Origin of the sequence: Streptomyces sp. NPDC051180, from assembly GCF_040689545.1 — a bacterium.
In the GTDB taxonomy this organism is placed as follows: Bacteria; Actinomycetota; Actinomycetes; order Streptomycetales; family Streptomycetaceae; genus Streptomyces.
This window is the reverse complement of the sequence record NZ_JBFBBC010000001.1, coordinates 408,594-423,489: the sequence shown is the minus strand read 5'-3', so window position 1 is coordinate 423,489 and position 14,896 is coordinate 408,594. Positions and strand designations below refer to the sequence as shown.

General features: G+C 71.9%; 12 protein-coding genes. 7 read left to right on the top strand and 5 right to left on the bottom strand.

Annotated features, from left to right (window positions below):
- Nucleotides 1–120 precede the first annotated feature (120 nt).
- The 6 genes from AB0424_RS01870 to AB0424_RS01845 all read left to right on the top strand — a co-directional run bounded on the left by AB0424_RS01870 (nucleotide 121) and on the right by AB0424_RS01845 (nucleotide 7,853).
- A complete protein-coding gene (locus AB0424_RS01870; RefSeq protein ID WP_366301399.1) occupies nucleotides 121–963 on the top strand; it encodes an FAD binding domain-containing protein in 843 nt (280 codons plus the stop codon).
- Nucleotides 960–3,758, top strand: a complete 2,799-nt coding sequence (locus tag AB0424_RS01865) for a molybdopterin-dependent oxidoreductase (RefSeq protein ID WP_366301398.1) — start codon at nucleotides 960–962, stop codon at nucleotides 3,756–3,758. The genes AB0424_RS01870 and AB0424_RS01865 overlap by 4 nt, the downstream gene beginning before the upstream one ends.
- Nucleotides 3,759–3,889: 131 nt before the next feature.
- Nucleotides 3,890–4,399 (top strand): molybdopterin-dependent oxidoreductase, encoded by a 510-nt coding sequence (locus AB0424_RS01860; protein WP_366301396.1) that lies wholly within the window; start codon nucleotides 3,890–3,892, stop codon nucleotides 4,397–4,399.
- A 109-nt stretch (nucleotides 4,400–4,508) separates the two neighbouring features.
- On the top strand, nucleotides 4,509–4,901 hold the full coding sequence (locus AB0424_RS01855) for a helix-turn-helix transcriptional regulator (protein ID WP_366301395.1): 393 nt from the start codon (nucleotides 4,509–4,511) through the stop codon (nucleotides 4,899–4,901).
- 92 nt (nucleotides 4,902–4,993) lie between these two features.
- Nucleotides 4,994–5,809, top strand: coding sequence for a molybdate ABC transporter substrate-binding protein (gene modA, locus AB0424_RS01850; protein WP_366301394.1), 816 nt, complete (start codon nucleotides 4,994–4,996; stop codon nucleotides 5,807–5,809).
- A gap of 91 nt (nucleotides 5,810–5,900) precedes the next feature.
- On the top strand, nucleotides 5,901–7,853 hold the full coding sequence (locus AB0424_RS01845) for an ABC transporter permease (protein WP_366301392.1): 1,953 nt from the start codon (nucleotides 5,901–5,903) through the stop codon (nucleotides 7,851–7,853).
- A 62-nt stretch (nucleotides 7,854–7,915) separates the two neighbouring features.
- On the opposite strand, the gene AB0424_RS01840 is transcribed toward AB0424_RS01845, so the two are convergent.
- Nucleotides 7,916–8,335, bottom strand: coding sequence for a TOBE domain-containing protein (locus AB0424_RS01840; RefSeq protein ID WP_366301391.1), 420 nt, complete (start codon nucleotides 8,333–8,335; stop codon nucleotides 7,916–7,918).
- A gap of 491 nt (nucleotides 8,336–8,826) precedes the next feature.
- A complete protein-coding gene (locus AB0424_RS01835) occupies nucleotides 8,827–10,410 on the bottom strand; it encodes an adenosine deaminase (RefSeq protein WP_366301389.1) in 1,584 nt (527 codons plus the stop codon).
- Between the two features lie 269 nt (nucleotides 10,411–10,679).
- Here AB0424_RS01835 and AB0424_RS01830 point away from each other — a divergent pair, with 269 nt between their 5' ends.
- Nucleotides 10,680–11,861, top strand: coding sequence for a cytochrome P450 (locus AB0424_RS01830; protein WP_366301388.1), 1,182 nt, complete (start codon nucleotides 10,680–10,682; stop codon nucleotides 11,859–11,861).
- A gap of 442 nt (nucleotides 11,862–12,303) precedes the next feature.
- On the opposite strand, the gene AB0424_RS01825 is transcribed toward AB0424_RS01830, so the two are convergent.
- The 3 genes from AB0424_RS01825 to AB0424_RS01815 are packed head-to-tail and all read right to left on the bottom strand — an operon-like array spanning nucleotide 12,304 to nucleotide 14,746.
- The gene (locus tag AB0424_RS01825; RefSeq protein ID WP_366301387.1) at nucleotides 12,304–12,816 is read right to left on the bottom strand and encodes a hypothetical protein; all 513 of its coding nucleotides are present in this window, start codon (nucleotides 12,814–12,816) and stop codon (nucleotides 12,304–12,306) included.
- Nucleotides 12,813–14,255, bottom strand: a complete 1,443-nt coding sequence (locus AB0424_RS01820; protein ID WP_366301386.1) for a hypothetical protein — start codon at nucleotides 14,253–14,255, stop codon at nucleotides 12,813–12,815. Before AB0424_RS01820 ends, AB0424_RS01825 begins: the two co-directional genes overlap by 4 nt.
- A 50-nt stretch (nucleotides 14,256–14,305) precedes the next feature.
- A complete protein-coding gene (locus tag AB0424_RS01815) occupies nucleotides 14,306–14,746 on the bottom strand; it encodes a hypothetical protein (RefSeq protein WP_366301384.1) in 441 nt (146 codons plus the stop codon).
- Between the last annotated feature and the right edge of the window lie 150 nt (nucleotides 14,747–14,896).

Genomic DNA, 14,896 nt, shown 5'->3' with positions numbered 1-14,896 from the left:
CGATCGTCCAGGGCGCAGCCTCGCGAGGTGGACGATTTCCGGGTTCCCGTCCAGTCGTGCCGCCCGCGCCCGCCCGGCTTCACTGGCCTGAAGGCACCGGTCGGAAGGCATGGGGAACGGATGGATCTGAACACGATCACGGACGTGCGGGATGCGCGGCGACGTGAGCCATGGCGGCCCGGCGACGCGTGGCTCGGCGGCGGCACGTACCTCTTCTCCGAACCTCAGCCGGGGCTGCGGCGGCTGATCGACCTCGGCCGGATGGGCTGGGAGCCCCTCATCCGGCACACGGACGGGTCCCTGGAGATCGCGGCGACGTGCACCATCGCCCAACTGTCGCGCTACGGGCGGAAGTCGCTCGACGCGCGAGCGGCTCCGCTGTTCGAGCAGTGCTGCCGGGCGTTCCTCGCCTCCTTCAAGATCTGGAACATGGCGACCGTCGGCGGGAACCTGTGCAACGCCCTGCCCGCCGGGCCGATGATCTCGCTCGCCGCCGCGCTCGACGGAACGTGTCTCCTCCAGGCGCAGGACGGCTCCCTCCGTGAGGCCAAGGTCGTCGACTTCGTCCTCGGCGCGGGCGCCAACGACCTCGCGGAGGGCGAGCTGCTCCGCTCGGTGACCCTGCCCGCCCGAGCCCTGGAGTGCCGTACGGCGTTCCGGCAGGTCTCGCTGTACGGGCTGGGCCGCTCCGGCGCGCTGGTCACGGGGACGGTCGACCCCGTCGACGGTTCGCTGGCGGTGACGGTCACCGCCGCGACCGTCCGCCCGTTCCAGTTCTGGTTCCCGCTGCCGCCGAGCCGCGAGCGCCTCGCCGCGGCGATCGACGAGACGGTGGCGCCCGACGCGTGGTTCGACGACATCCACGGCCTTCCCGAGTGGCGCAGGCACATGGGCCTGCGCCTCGCCGAGGAGGTCCGCCGCGAACTCACCTCGTCCCGCCGCCCCGAGGAAGGTGCCCTGTGAGCTTCGAACTCCACGTCAACGGCCGGCCGTCCGACGCCGAGCCGCGCGCCGGCCAGTGCCTGCGCACGTACCTGCGGGAACGCGGCTGGTTCGGCGTCAAGAAGGGCTGCGACGCGGGGGACTGCGGCGCCTGCACCGTGCACGTCGACGGCGAGCCCGTCCACAGCTGTCTCTATCCCGCCGTGCGGGCCGAGGGCCGGTCCGTCACGACGGTGGAGGGTCTCGCCTCGCCGGGCGGCGAACTCCACCCCGTGCAGCAGAGGTTCCTCGACGCACAGGGCTACCAGTGCGGGTTCTGCACCGCCGGGTTCGTCATGACGACCGCCGCCCTGGAGGCCGAGCGGGGCACCCCGCACGACGACGGCAAGCTCGACGACCTCCCCCGGGCCTTCAAGGGCAACATCTGCCGCTGCACCGGCTACCGGGCGATCGAGGACGCCGTCCGGGGTGTCCGGCACACCGAACGGCCCTGTGCCGGAAAGGCGGTGGGCCGGAACGTCGGGGCGCCGGCCGGACCGCAGGTCGTCACCGGCACCGCCCGCTACACCTTCGACGTCGACGTGCCCGGCCTGCTCCACATGAAGCTGCTGCGCTCCCCGCACCCGCACGCCCGGATCGTCGCGATCGACCGCTCGGCCGCCCTGCGCGTGCCGGGGGTGGTCGCCGTCCTCACCCACGAGGACGCCCCGCGGACGCTGTACTCCTCCGCCCGCCACGAGCACCCCACCGAGGACCCCGACGACACCCGCGTCCTCGACGACGTCGTCCGGCACGTCGGACAGCGCGTCGCCGCCGTCGTCGCCGACAGCGAGCAGGCGGCCGAGGAGGGCTGCCGCCGCATCGAGGTGACCTACGAGCAACTCCCGTACGTCACCGACCCCGAGGAGGCCATGCGGCCCGGCGCCCCCGTGATCCACGCCGGCAAGGGCCCCGAGGTGCGCATCGCCCGCGTGGAGGACAACGTGGCGGGCGAGGTGCACGGCGAGATCGGGGACGTCGAGCAGGGCTTCGCCGAGGCCGCCGTCGTGTACGAGGAGACCTTCCGCACGCAGCGCGTGCAGCACGCCAGCCTGGAGACGCACGGCTGCGTCGCGTTCTTCGAGCCGAAGGAGGACGGGAGCGGGGAGCGGCTCACCGTCCGCTCCTCCACCCAGACGCCGTTCCTGACCCGGCGGGCGCTCTGCGCGCTGTACGGCCTCCCGGAGGACGAGGTCCGGGTGGTCGCGGGCCGTGTGGGCGGCGGCTTCGGAGGCAAGCAGGAGATGCTCACCGAGGACGTCGTGACCCTCGCCGCACTGAAACTGCGCAGGCCGCTGAAGCTGGAGTACACCCGGGCCGAGCAGTTCCACGGTGCCACCACCCGCCACCCCTTCTCCATCCGCATCAAGGTCGGGGCCCGCGCCGACGGCACCCTCACCGCGGTGCAGATGCGCGTGGTGTCGAACACCGGCGCCTACGGCAACCACGGGCCGGCGGTGATGTTCCACAGCGTCGGGGAGTCCTTCGCCGTCTACCGCGCCCCGCACAAGAAGGTCGACGCGTACTCCGTCTACACCAACGTGGTCCCGGCCGGCGCCTTCCGCGGGTACGGCCTCGGCCAGGTCACGTTCGCCGTCGAGTCCGTCATGGACGAACTCGCCCGGCGCCTGGACATCGACCCGCTCGCCTTCCGCGAGAAGAACGTCATCGGGCCCGGCGAGGGCATGCACAGCCCCATCGGAGAGGAGGAGGACCTGCACATCGCCTCGTACGGCCTCGACCAGTGCCTGTCCGTCGTCCGCAGGGCCCTCGACGAGGACCGGGGCACCGACGAGGCCCCCGAGGGGTGGCTGGTCGGGCAGGGGACGGCGCTGGCGATGATCGCCACCGGGCCGCCCGGCGGCCACTACGCCGACGCCCGGGTCTCCCTCCTGGAGGACGGGACGTACGACATCGCGGTCGGCACCGCCGAGTTCGGCAACGGCACCACGACCGTCCACCAGCAGATCACCGCCGGGGCCCTGAACACCACCGAGGACCGGCTGGCCGTCCGCCAGTCCGACACCGACGTCGTCCGGCACGACACCGGCGCCTTCGGCTCCGCCGGAACCGTGGTCGCGGGCAAGGCCGTCCTCCTCGCCGCCGGCTCCCTGGCCGAGCGGCTCCGGACCCTCGCCGCCCGGCACACCGGCGTCGCCCGGCACCTGTGCGTCCTCGGGGCGGAGTCCGTCGACTGCGCCGGGCGCACGGTGACACTGAAGGAGCTGTACGAGGCGGGGCACGCCCTCGGCGCGGCGGAGGAGCTCGCGGCCGACGGGCACTGGGGCGGCTCACCGCGCTCGGTCGCCTTCAACGCCCAGTGGTTCAAGGTCGCCGTCGATCCGGGCTCCGGGGAGATCCGCATCCTGCGCAGCGTCCACGCCGCCGACGCCGGCAAGGTGATGAACCCGATGCAGTGCCGGGGCCAGGTCGAGGGCGGCGTCGCCCAGGCCCTGGGCGCCACGCTCTTCGAGACCGTCCGGACCGACGAACGCGGCGAGGTGACCACGGCCGCCTTCCGCCGCTACCGCCTCCCCCAGTACGCCGACGTCCCCCGGACCGAGGTGCACTTCACCGAGACCAGGGACGCGATCGGCCCGCTCGGGGCGAAGTCGATGAGCGAGAGCCCCTTCAACCCCGTCGCCCCGGCCTTCGCCAACGCGCTGCGCGACGCGACCGGCATCCGCTTCACCGAGCTGCCGCTGACCCGCGACCGCGTCTGGCTCGCGCTCGACCGCCAGGCTCGGGGCGTCGGCCGAAGGACCGGGGAAATATGAGGCCGCTTCTCGTAGCAAGCTCACAAATCCTTGCGGCTAGGGCTACTTCGGGTGGCAAACACGGTTCTCCGCTCCGACGGTCGGGTATCACTGCGCGCAGCCGCCGTACCGACCGCCCGAGGGGGCCGACGATGAGCCGACCGACCACCGCACCCCGCCCCGCACCCGGAACCGCACCCTCACCCGCCTCCTTCGCCGTCTGGGGAGAGGTGGCACGCCCCGCCACCTTCACCGTCGCCGACCTGCGCGGGCGGTGGGAGCAGCATCGCGCCGAGGTCGTCTTCGACTGCGCCACGGCGGGGCCCCAGCACCACACGTTCGTCGGACCGCTGCTGCGCGAGGTCATGGCCGGGGTGGCCCCGGGCTTCGATCCCGCCCGCCGCAAGGAGCGCTCGCGCTTCCTGGTGTCGGTGAGCGGCGGCGACGGGCATCACACGGTCCTGTCCTGGGCGGAGATCGACGCCGACTTCGGCAACGCGCCGGTGCTCCTGGCGACCCGCATGGACGAGGAGGAGCTCGACACGGCCGGCGCCCAGCTCGTCGTCCCGTCCGACCGCTGCGGCGCCCGCTACGTCAGCGCCGTCTCGGGTATCTGGATCGGCGCCCACCGGCTCGTCGGGCTCCCTCCGTCCGAGGACTGAGACCGTCCGGCCACTCCGTCGTCCCTTCCTCCAAGCCACCTCTCATCCGCCATGGAGACTCCCACGACTTTGTTGCAGATGAGCGTGATCGCGCCCTACCGTGTCGCATATGCAGTCCTACACGATCGGTCAGGCCGCCCGTCTGCTGGGCGTCAGCCCCGACACCGCCCGCCGCTGGGCGGACGCGGGCAGGGTCGCGACCCACCGCGACGAGAGCGGCCGGCGCGTGATCGACGGCAAGTCGCTGGCGGCGTTCTCCGTGGAGATCGCGCAGGGCGGCGACGAGGAAGACGCGTCGTACACCTCGGCGCGCAACGCCTTCCCGGGCATCGTCACGGCGATCAAGCTCGGCGACATCGCGGCCCAGGTCACCATCCAGGCCGGTCCGCACAGGCTCGTCTCCCTCCTCACCCGTGAGGCCGTGGAGGAGCTGGGACTGGAGATCGGCATGCAGGCCACCGCCCGCGTGAAGTCGACCAGCGTGCACATCGACCGCACCTGACCACCCCTCACGCCCGTACGGGGCACCTCGGCCGTCGGCGCGACCGGCCCGCCCCACCGCATCCCTTACGTCCCCAAGGAGTTCACACCCTCATGTTCCTCACCCTCACCCCGGCCAGACGTCGTGCCGCCGCCGCCGCCCTCACCGCCGCGCTGCTCGTGCCGCTCGCGGCCTGTTCGAGCGACGACACGAAGAAGGACACCGCCGGGTCGCCGGCGTCCGGCTCCGCGAGTGCCGCTCCCCAGGCGAACCTGACGGTCCTCGCGGCCGCCTCCCTCACCGACGTGTTCAAGACTGCCGGTGCCGCGTACGAGAAGTCCCACCCGGGGACGAAGCTCACCTTCTCCTTCGCCGGCTCGCAGGAGCTCGTCGCACAGGTCTCCCAGGGCTCGCCCGCCGACGTCCTGGTGACGGCCGACACCAAGAGCATGGACAAGGTGAAGGCCGAGACGGGCGAGCCCGCGATCATCGCGAAGAACCGGCTCGTCATCGCCACGGTCGAGGGCAACCCCTTCAAGGTCGACGACCTCAAGGACCTCGCCGACACGAAGCTCAAGGTCGTCCTCGCGGCCCCCGAGGTCCCGGCCGGCAAGTACAGCAAGCAGATCCTCGACGCGCAGAAGATCACGGTGAAGCCGGTCTCCCAGGAGCCCAACGTGCGCGCCGTGCTCAGCAAGGTCGAGCTCGGCGAGGCCGACGCCGGACTCGTCTACAAGACCGACGCCGCGAGCGCCGAGGACAAGGTCGACGCCGTCGAGATCCCCGACGCCCAGAACGCGATCGCCAAGTACCCCGCGGCCGCGCTGAAGGGCTCGAAGAACGCCGAGGCCGCCGCCGCTTTCGTCGCCTGGCTGTCCTCGCCCGAGGGCCAGAAGATCCTCCAGGACGCCGGCTTCCAGAAGCCGTAGCCGTCGGGGATCGACCAGAACGCGAGGGGCTGCCCGGACCGGGGGGACGGGCAGCCCCTCGGCCGCCTCTCCACACCTCTCGGGACCTTCGATGAAACGACCAGGCGCAGCCGCATCCGGCGCCCGACCGCCCCTGGCGCTGGCACTGCCCGCGCTGGTGGCCGTGGCCTTCCTGGCCCTGCCGCTGGTCGGCATCCTCGTACGGACGGAGTGGAGCGGGCTCGGCGGGCACCTCGGCTCGCCGGGCACGGTCCAGGCACTGAAGCTGTCGCTCCTCGTCTCCTTCTGGGCGCTCGGCCTCTCCCTGCTGCTGGGCGTCCCGCTGGCCTGGCTGCTGGCCCGGGTGTCCTTCCCCGGCAAGGCGTTCGTCCGCTCGCTCGTCCTGCTGCCCATGGTGCTGCCGCCCACGGTCGGCGGTGTCGCCATGCTCCTGGCCTTCGGCCGGCGCGGGCTCCTCGGCCCGTGGCTGGAGGGCACCTTCGGCATCACCCTGCCGTTCCACACCTCGGGCGCCGTCCTGGCCGCCACGTTCGTCGCCATGCCGTTCCTGGTCATCAGCCTGGAGGGCGCGCTCGGCGGGCTCCGGCCGCGCTACGAGGAGACGGCGGCCTCGCTCGGCGCCTCACCGGTCCGGGTCTTCTTCACCGTCACCCTGCCGATGGTGGCGCCCGGGGTCATCGCCGGCGCGGCCCTGACCTGGGCCCGGGCGCTCGGCGAGTTCGGCGCGACGATCACCTTCGCCGGCAACCTGCCCGGCACCACCCAGACGCTCCCGCTCCAGGTCTACCTGCTCCTCCAGGACGAGCCGGAGGCGGCGACGTCCGTCTCGCTGCTGCTGCTCGCCATCGCGATGACCGTCCTGGTCGCCCTGCGGGGCCGGTGGACGGGCACCCCGGTCGACCGCGACCGCCCCGCCACGGCCCCCGACCCCGGCCCGGAACCGGTCACCACGCCGCCGATCGCCGCCGTGTCGCCGGCACCGGCGGGACCCGCGGTCCCGGCGGGCGAGCGCTGGGCCCTGCACGCCGAGGTCACCGGCTTCACACGGCTCACCCTCGACGCAGAGCCGGGCACCACCATCGCCGTCGTCGGACCGAACGGCGCCGGGAAGACCACCCTGCTCCGCGCCCTCCTCGGCCTCACCCCCCGCGCCCACGCGGACCTCTCCCTGGGCGACACCGACGTCACCTCCCTGCCCCCGCACCGGCGACGGGTCGCCTGGGTCCCGCAGGACGGCGCCCTCTTCCCCCACATGACCGCCCTCGCCAACACCGCGTACGGCCTGCGCGCCCAGGGCGTGGCGCGGGCCGAGGCCCGTCGGGAGGCGCGGACCTGGCTCGACCGGCTCGGTGTCGGCCACCTCGCCCACCGCAAGCCGGGCCAGCTGTCCGGCGGCCAGGCCGGCCGGGTCGCGCTGGCACGCGCCCTGGCCGCCCGCCCCCGGCTCCTCGTCCTCGACGAACCGCTCGCGGCGCTCGACCAGACGACCCGCGCCCATGTGCGCCACACGCTCCGCACCCATCTGGCCGGCTTCGGCGGCGTGTGCCTGATCGTCACCCACGACCCGGTGGAGGCCGTCTCCCTCGCCGACCGGGTCCTGGTCCTCGACGACGGCCGCGCCCTCCAGGACGACACCCCGGCCGAGGTCACCCGCCACCCCCGCTCCCCGTGGGTCGCCCGCATGCTCGGCCGCAACGCCTGGCCGGGCACGGCCACCGCGGACGGCGTGGCCCTCGACGGCGGCGGAGTCCTCGTCGCGGTCGATCCGCCGGAGTCCGGGACCCCGGCGCTCGCGATCGTCGCGCCGGAGGCGGTGTCGGTCCACCGCGAGAAACCCGTCGGCAGCCCCCGTAACGTCTGGCCCGGCACCGTCCGCGAGATCACCGCCAGCGGCAGCCGGCTCCGTGTCCTCGTCACCTCCTCCGAGGGCCCCGACCTCGTCGCCGAGATCACCCCTCAGGCGGCCGCCGAACTCGGCCTGGCCGACGGCGTGCCCGTCTGGACCAGCGTCAAGGCGACCGAGACGACGGTCGTCACGCTCTGAGGAACGCGCCAGGGCCGCGCCCCCCTCGAAGGGGGCGCGGCCCTGGCATGTCGTGGCGGCGGTCAGCCGAGGGAGAGGGAGATCTCCGTCGACTTGATGAGGGCGACGACGGAGGAGCCGGCTGCCAGGCCCAGGTCCTCGACGGCGTCCTTGGTGATCGCCGCCGTCAGGTCGCCGCCCTCCACGGAGACCTTCACGGAACCCATGGCGCCACCGGTCGCGACCTCGGTGACGGACCCGGCGAGCTGGTTGCGGATGGAGATGCCCTCGACCGGCCCGGTCGCGAGGGCGACCTCGGTGGACTTGACCAGGGCCTTGACCGCCGAGCCCTCGGTCAGGCCCAGCTCCTTGACCGCGTCGGCGGTGATGGCGGCGGTGATGTCCTGGCCACCGGTCAGGCGTACCTTCACCGATGCCATGGCTTCGCCCGTCGTGACGGCGGTGACGGTGCCGGGGAGCTGGTTGCGAATGGACAGGCTCATGGGAAAGCGCCTCACAAAGCTGGGTACGAGCAGTCGTCACTCCTGTGACCTGCACTGTCGTCGACGCTATCGGAAAAGTAATTCCGCTTCGCGGCAGGCGTCTCATTCGCCCGCCGAATGGACGCGGAGTCCTCGCACCTTCCACGAGCGCGACGGGAGCGCCTCCGTGCGACGGGGAGGACGCCGGAGAGCCACCCGAGCGCAACGGCGAGTACGCATCCCCCACCGACCTCGCAGATGTGAGGTGTATCGCCATGATGTCCTCTTGGATGATCCACCGCATGGGGGCAGGCCGAAACCCCACGATCCTGTGCCCCGATCCAATCGCCCTCGGAGGTCGGAGCCTGCTTGACTCCTCCTGTCGGCCCCGGCGCGGAGGAGTGGCTCTCGCCGTGAAGGGTGAGCCGGCACAGCGGGCCCCACGCGCCGTCCGCGGTGTTCGTCGCGTGGGGGCCCGCCGCCCGCCCGGAGCAGACGGCTGGACGGCGCGGTCAGCCGGCCGTACGGCCGAGGGTGAGGCGGCGTTCGAAGGCGCGGAAGGCGGCTTCCTGGCGCCATTCGACGGTGGCCTTGGGGCTGGCGTCGAGGAGGCGGCGGCAGGCGGGACGGAGACGGCCCGCGCCGGGCTCGTCGTGACGGCAGGCGGCGACGGGCCGGTAGCCGTCGCGGGTGGGGTTGCCCCTCCAGAGGCTCGCGCCCGGAAGGAAGGCGTACTCCAGGGAAGCGCGGGCCAGGTCCTTCAGCTCCCGGTAGCCGAGCCCGTAGGTCTCGGCGGCGTAGCGGTACTCGTGGGTGACGTCGATCCGGGAGACGCCCGGGTCATCGGTGGCGAGGACGACCGGGACGCCGTGCGCGCGGTAGGTCTCGAAGGGGTGGTCGGCGCCCTTGACGCCGAGGATCTGGGCGTTGCTGGTGAAGGGCACCTCGACGGCGATCCGTCGCGCGGCCATGGTGCCGGCCACCCGCTGCCAGTCGTCCTCGTGGACGAGGTCGACGCCGTGCCCGATGCGCTGGGCGCCGGCGACGTCCACGGCCTCGCCGATGTGGAAGGCGAGGTCCTCGGGCTTGACGAGGCCCGGCCACAGCTCGCCCGCGTGGAGGGTCAGGTGCGCCTTGGGGTAGACGCCGCGCAGGTACTTCAGCATCCGCATCTGGGTGCGGTAGTTGGCCAGGGAGGTGTCCCAGTCCTCGGGCTGCACGAGGTTGACGGCGACGAACCGCGGGTCGGCCTCGGCCAGTCGCATGCCGAGCGCCATCTGGGTGAAGACCCGCTCGTGGGTGCTGCCGCGGTTCACCTGGGAGATCCAGCGGACCGTCAGCCCGCAGCCGGGGCGGGCCGCGCCGGTGCCGCACCGGGCCTCGGTGCGGAACTCGGCGTCGCCGTCATCGGCCTCCTTGCGGGCCTCGGCGACGACCTTGTCGAGCTTGCCGTCGGCGACGAGCCGGGCGTGCATCCGGGCCAGGTCGGCGTCCCAGCCGACCTGGTTCGCGAGGTTCTTCGCGCTCTCGGAGGCCGGGCTGACCATGGTCTCCAGATAGAACTGGTTCTGCCGGACGACCGTGTCGGCGAACTCGGCGAGCAGCTTGCCCCGGTTGCGCCAGGTCACCTCGCCGAACTTGCCGAAGGTGTCGAAGAAGTGGTCGTGGCCGTTGCCGCCGGGCGGGAAGTCCTGCATCGACCAGGCGCGCACGAGGGCGTCGCGGAAGACGGTGTCGGTGTTCGCGTCGGCGGCCGGCCGGGTGCCCGGGCCGCACGGCGGCACGACGGCCGTCAGGGTCGCCGTGTCGACGCACAGCCCGTCCTCGGCGGCGAGCCGGATCAGGTACTCGGTGGTGACCGCGCCGGACAGGTGGTTGTGCAGCTCGCCGCCCTTGGGCAGGGCCCGGAAGAAGGACTGGAGCGCGGCCGGGTCGTCCCGGATTCCGGCGAGCCGGGCGGAGGCCACCACCTCGCCCGCGGTCGGCACCGGACGCGACGCGGCCGCGTGACCGCCGGGGGCGCCGGGCGCGGCGCTCGCCGGGCCCGCGGGTGCGGCGACGGCGGCCGGCAGCAGGCACAGTGCGGCGACGAGCACCGTGCGGCGGCGTGAAGTGCGGCGCGGCGCCGGGCGGTTGAGCTCTGGTGAGGGTGAGGGTGAGGGTGCGGAATTGATCACTGGGGCATGATCGCGAGTCGCGGTGCCGGTCGGGGCCCGTGACGGGCCCGTGGCCCGTCAGTCCACCCGCATGAGGGATTCCTTCATACGAGATACCCGGTCGGCGGAGAGGCGATCCCCCGCGGCCGCTCGGGCCGGACCGCCGGTGGACGGCGGGACGCGCGTGCGACCGCCTCGACAATGGAGCCATGTCTCAGGACTCCCCCTGCCCCCAGGACCCCTACTCCCCCTACGCGGCCCTGCGTTCAGGGTGCCCCGTGCGGTCCGTGCCGACCGGCTCCGGCGGGCGCTCCGGCTATCTGGTGACCGGGTACGCGGAGGCCCGGGAGACCCTCGCCGACGGGCGCCTGTCGAAGGACACGGCGGCCTTCTTCGCGGGGAAGGGGTCGCCTCGTACGCTGCACCCGGCGGTCGCCCACACGATGCTGGCCACCGATCCGCCCCGGCACACCCGGTTGCGCCGGTCGGTGACCGGGGCGTTCACGGCGGGTGCCGTCACGAGGCTGCGCCCCTTCATCGCCCGCGTCACCGACGAGCTGCTGGACCGGTGGACCGGCGGCGGGCCGTTCGACGTCGTGCGCGGGCTCGCGGTGCCGCTGCCGGTCATCGTGATCTGCGAGCTGCTCGGGGTCCCGGAGACCGGTCGGCCCGACGTCCGCCGCTGGTCCGCGGAGTTGTTCTCCGCGGGCGATCCGCACGCCGTCGACACGGCCTCGCACGCACTGGCGGGCTACCTGGCGGAGCTCGTCGCCGCCAAGCGCCGGCACCCCGGGGACTCCCTCCTCGACCGGCTCGTCCCTGCCTGCGACGAGGACCGGAACGGGGACCAGCACCTGAGCGAGGAGGAGCTGGTCTCCCTGGCCGCGCTGCTCCTCGTGGCCGGTCACGAGACCACCACGCACTTCCTCGGCAACGCCGTCCTGGCCCTGCTCCGGCATCCGGCCGCGCTGGACCGGCTCCGGAAGGATCCGGACGCGATCCCCGGCGCCCTGGACGAGCTGCTCCGCTTCGATCCCCCGGTCGCCACGGCCACCTTCCGGTTCACCACGCAGGCCGTCACGCTCGGCGGCGTCGAGCTCCCTCCCGGCGTCCCCGTACAGATCTCCCTCGGGGCGGCCAACCGCGACCCCGAGCGGTTCCCGGAACCGGACCTGCTCGACCTGGACCGCGAGGCCGCCGCCCACCTCGCCTTCGGCCACGGCATCCACCGTTGCCTCGGCGCCCACCTCGCCAGGGCCGAGGCGGAGATCGCCCTGCGGGCGGTCCTGGCGCGTTTCCCCGCGATCCGGCTCGCCGTGCCCCCGGAGCGGCTGGAGTGGCGGCGCACCCGGCTCGTCCGCGGCCTCGTGTCGCTTCCCGTCCTGACATAGCCGCTCGGTCACGGGGTTCTCCCGGCCCTCTCCGGTAAGAGTCGGAGCGTGTGACACCGGAGGAGGGAGCCGTCTCGCCACGCCGGGTACCGGTCCGAGCCACCTCCCCGCGCCGACCTGCGGGAACACCGCTCAGCGGCCCGAGCGGGCAGAACGTGTCGAACGCCTTCGCCCAGGACGACATCCGTCCTCCCGCTACGTCGTGGGGCGGAACGCGGCGGCCAATGGCCTCCGCGTTCCCCTCACCGGATCGGCGATCAGCACCTCCAGGGCGTCGCCCCCGTCCTCAGCGATGAGGCGCCCGTGAAGGACGTCGCCCTTCCACTCGAACCCGGCCGGCCGCTGCGATTCACCCGTCAGCCGCATGCCTGAACCGTACTTTCGCGCCAGGGTACGGCGACCTTTCTCGGACAGGCCCGGGAGAGCCATCGGCCGGTCGCGGTCAGAAAGCGCGGAGGTACACCCGGGCTTGCTCGGAGTCCAGGTTCTCGATGTAGATCTCCATCCACGCTACGCCGCGACGTCGGTAGTCCTTGACACACGGCGGGCAGACACCCGCCCAGAGGGCATCTTTGAGCGCTTTCGGCTCTGCGAGTCCAAGGTGCCCGAAGAGTTCGGACTCTTGTGTCGACTTGATGCCCCATGGCGCCAGCGGCTCTTCGGAGTGCAGGTCCTTGGCGACCTGGGCTGCGGTGGCCTTGCCCGTACGGAAGGAAAGGATGTACTCGTCTTCGCGTGGGTTGACCTGCACGGCGCCCTTCACTTCCGTGGCGCCCTTGGGGATCTGAATCTTCATGAACGCGGCCGCTTCGGTGGCGCCGGCACCCTTCTCCCAATAGGGATAAGAGCTCTCGCGCGTAGCGCTGCCGGGGGCCCCGGTCGAGCAGGACGTCAGAACCAGCGCGGAGATCAGCGCGACGAAGAGACGTCCGCGCGTCTTGTGTCGCCTGTTCACCGGTTCTCCTCGTCGCCCCGCGAGACGTCCCCGCGGCCGCCCGATCGGCCAGGGTCGGCAGGGTTCACTGTAGGGCTCGCGTCGCCGTTCAAGTTGTGGGTGAACATCGAGCTGCTACCGCGCATGTCGAACTCCTGGGCGATACCGACAGTATGCAGGTGACCCATATCGTCATCCTTGATGACGATTCCGCCATCGAATGGCGTCTGCTTGCCCTTGTCCCAGTTGTATCGGTCCCACACGTTGACCTGGTAATCCAGTGACACGTCAGGCTTGCCGCCCTCGCCGGGTCTGACTGTGACCATGCCCGAGATGGTCTGCTGGTGCGACCCCAGGGCGTGGTACCAGTCGGTGTCCTTGGTGAACGTACCGCCGTACTGATGGCTCTCCACCGGAATGGTGACGGGTTTGTCACCCCCGGCCTTCTCGAATTCTGCCAGCGCCTTCCTACGCCACTCTTCCTGGTTTCGCGCGATATGGATCTCTTCGATGTCGGACCGGAATTTGGCGTCGTCGTGCAGCATGCGATTCACGTCGACGTCTAGGGTTTCGCCGGTGCCACGCAGGTAGTGCAGCATGTTCCGAGATGCTCCGGTTTCGCCGGTGATGTCGCCAACCGTAGCGAGGCCGAGGGCCAAGGCATGGAATTCCACGTCGCGTGGTGTGGGGTCTTCCACGTTGAAGGGGCCGGAGCCCGGGTCGGCGGATTTCCACTGGTACTGCGGGTCCATTATTCCGGCCGCTCGCAGTTCGTCGCCACGTTCCTGGAGGAGGATGCCGCGGGTGACCGGGTCGAGGCTGCGCCACCACGCGGGGACGTCCTTGCGGTCCTTGGGCATGTTGGCGGCCTTGCCGGCCTCCTCCAGGGAGGGGTAGGGGCTGGCCTGGGGGTTCCGGTTGAAGCCGTTGAAGGTGCCGTCCATGGGGTCGGAGTCAAGGACGGCGGCGTCGAGAGCGAGGCGGATGCCGTCGTCGGCGTCGGTGACCGCCTTGACCGCCTGGACGAGCTTTTCGGCCCACTCGTTCGCCTGGGTGCGGGCGGTCTGCTGGAAGTCGGGGTCGTGGACGTAGGCCGTGCGCTCGGTCTGGGTGAGCCGTTCCGTGTCGAAGGCGACCGCGCCCTGGTCGGAGACGCGCATGCCGGCCTTGACGGCGTCCTCACGGATCGTCTTGAGCCGGTTGCGGAGGTCGGTGAGCTGGGTGTGCGCGTCACGCAGGATGCGTGCGACCGCCTTCGCCTCCTTCTGCGCTCCTTGGAGTTCCTTGAGCGTGACGGTGAACCTGGCATTGGCGGCGTTCGCGCTCAGTCCGATCCAGGACTCGCCGAGCGAGACGCCGTGGACGTCCTTCTCGTATTGGTCCTCGAGTGTCTTGAACTTGGCGGCCATCTCCTCCCACGTGCCCGCGGCGGCGGTCAGCGTGGACAGGTCGGTGCTCATGGCTTCGTGATAGGTCGGCATGACTCCCCTGAGACCGGTCAGCCGGTCCGTCAGATGCCCTGGATCCGCGACTGGCGGGCCAGCCGGGCGGCGATGTCGAGTTCGTTGTTCTGCACGCTGATGCCGGTCGCACTGAGGGCCTGCTTCTCCGAGGACAGGCGCCCGAGCAGCATCTTGACCTGCTTCTCCCACGTCTCGTGGGCTCTCCTCAGCGCACCGGAGGTGTCCCAGCCGTGGCCGTCCTTCGCCCCGAACGCCCTGGCCGCGTCCTTCGTGGTCTCGGCAGCGTGCTTGCCGTCCTTCGTGACCCCCGGCTCCAGGTCGTCGTCGATCGCCTTCGCCGCCGCCTTCTTGGCGGCCGGGCTGGAGGCCAGGTCCGGCTTGCCGGAACCGCCGCCTCCCGCCGCCGGAGCGACCTGGTTCAGCCGCATCGACGCGGACGGCCCGGCTTCCGCGCCCGCCTTGATCTGCTCCCATTCGTCCCAAGCCATGCGTCTCCCCCGTTGATGGTCCCTCAAATAACTTACGGAACGGGTGCTGCATACAGAAAGTTGGATCGGGTCAGAGGGCGTTGGAGTGGCTGATTCGCGATGCGCTTGCCCGGGCGGCGGCCGTTACGGGAGGTCGTGCTCAGCCACGAC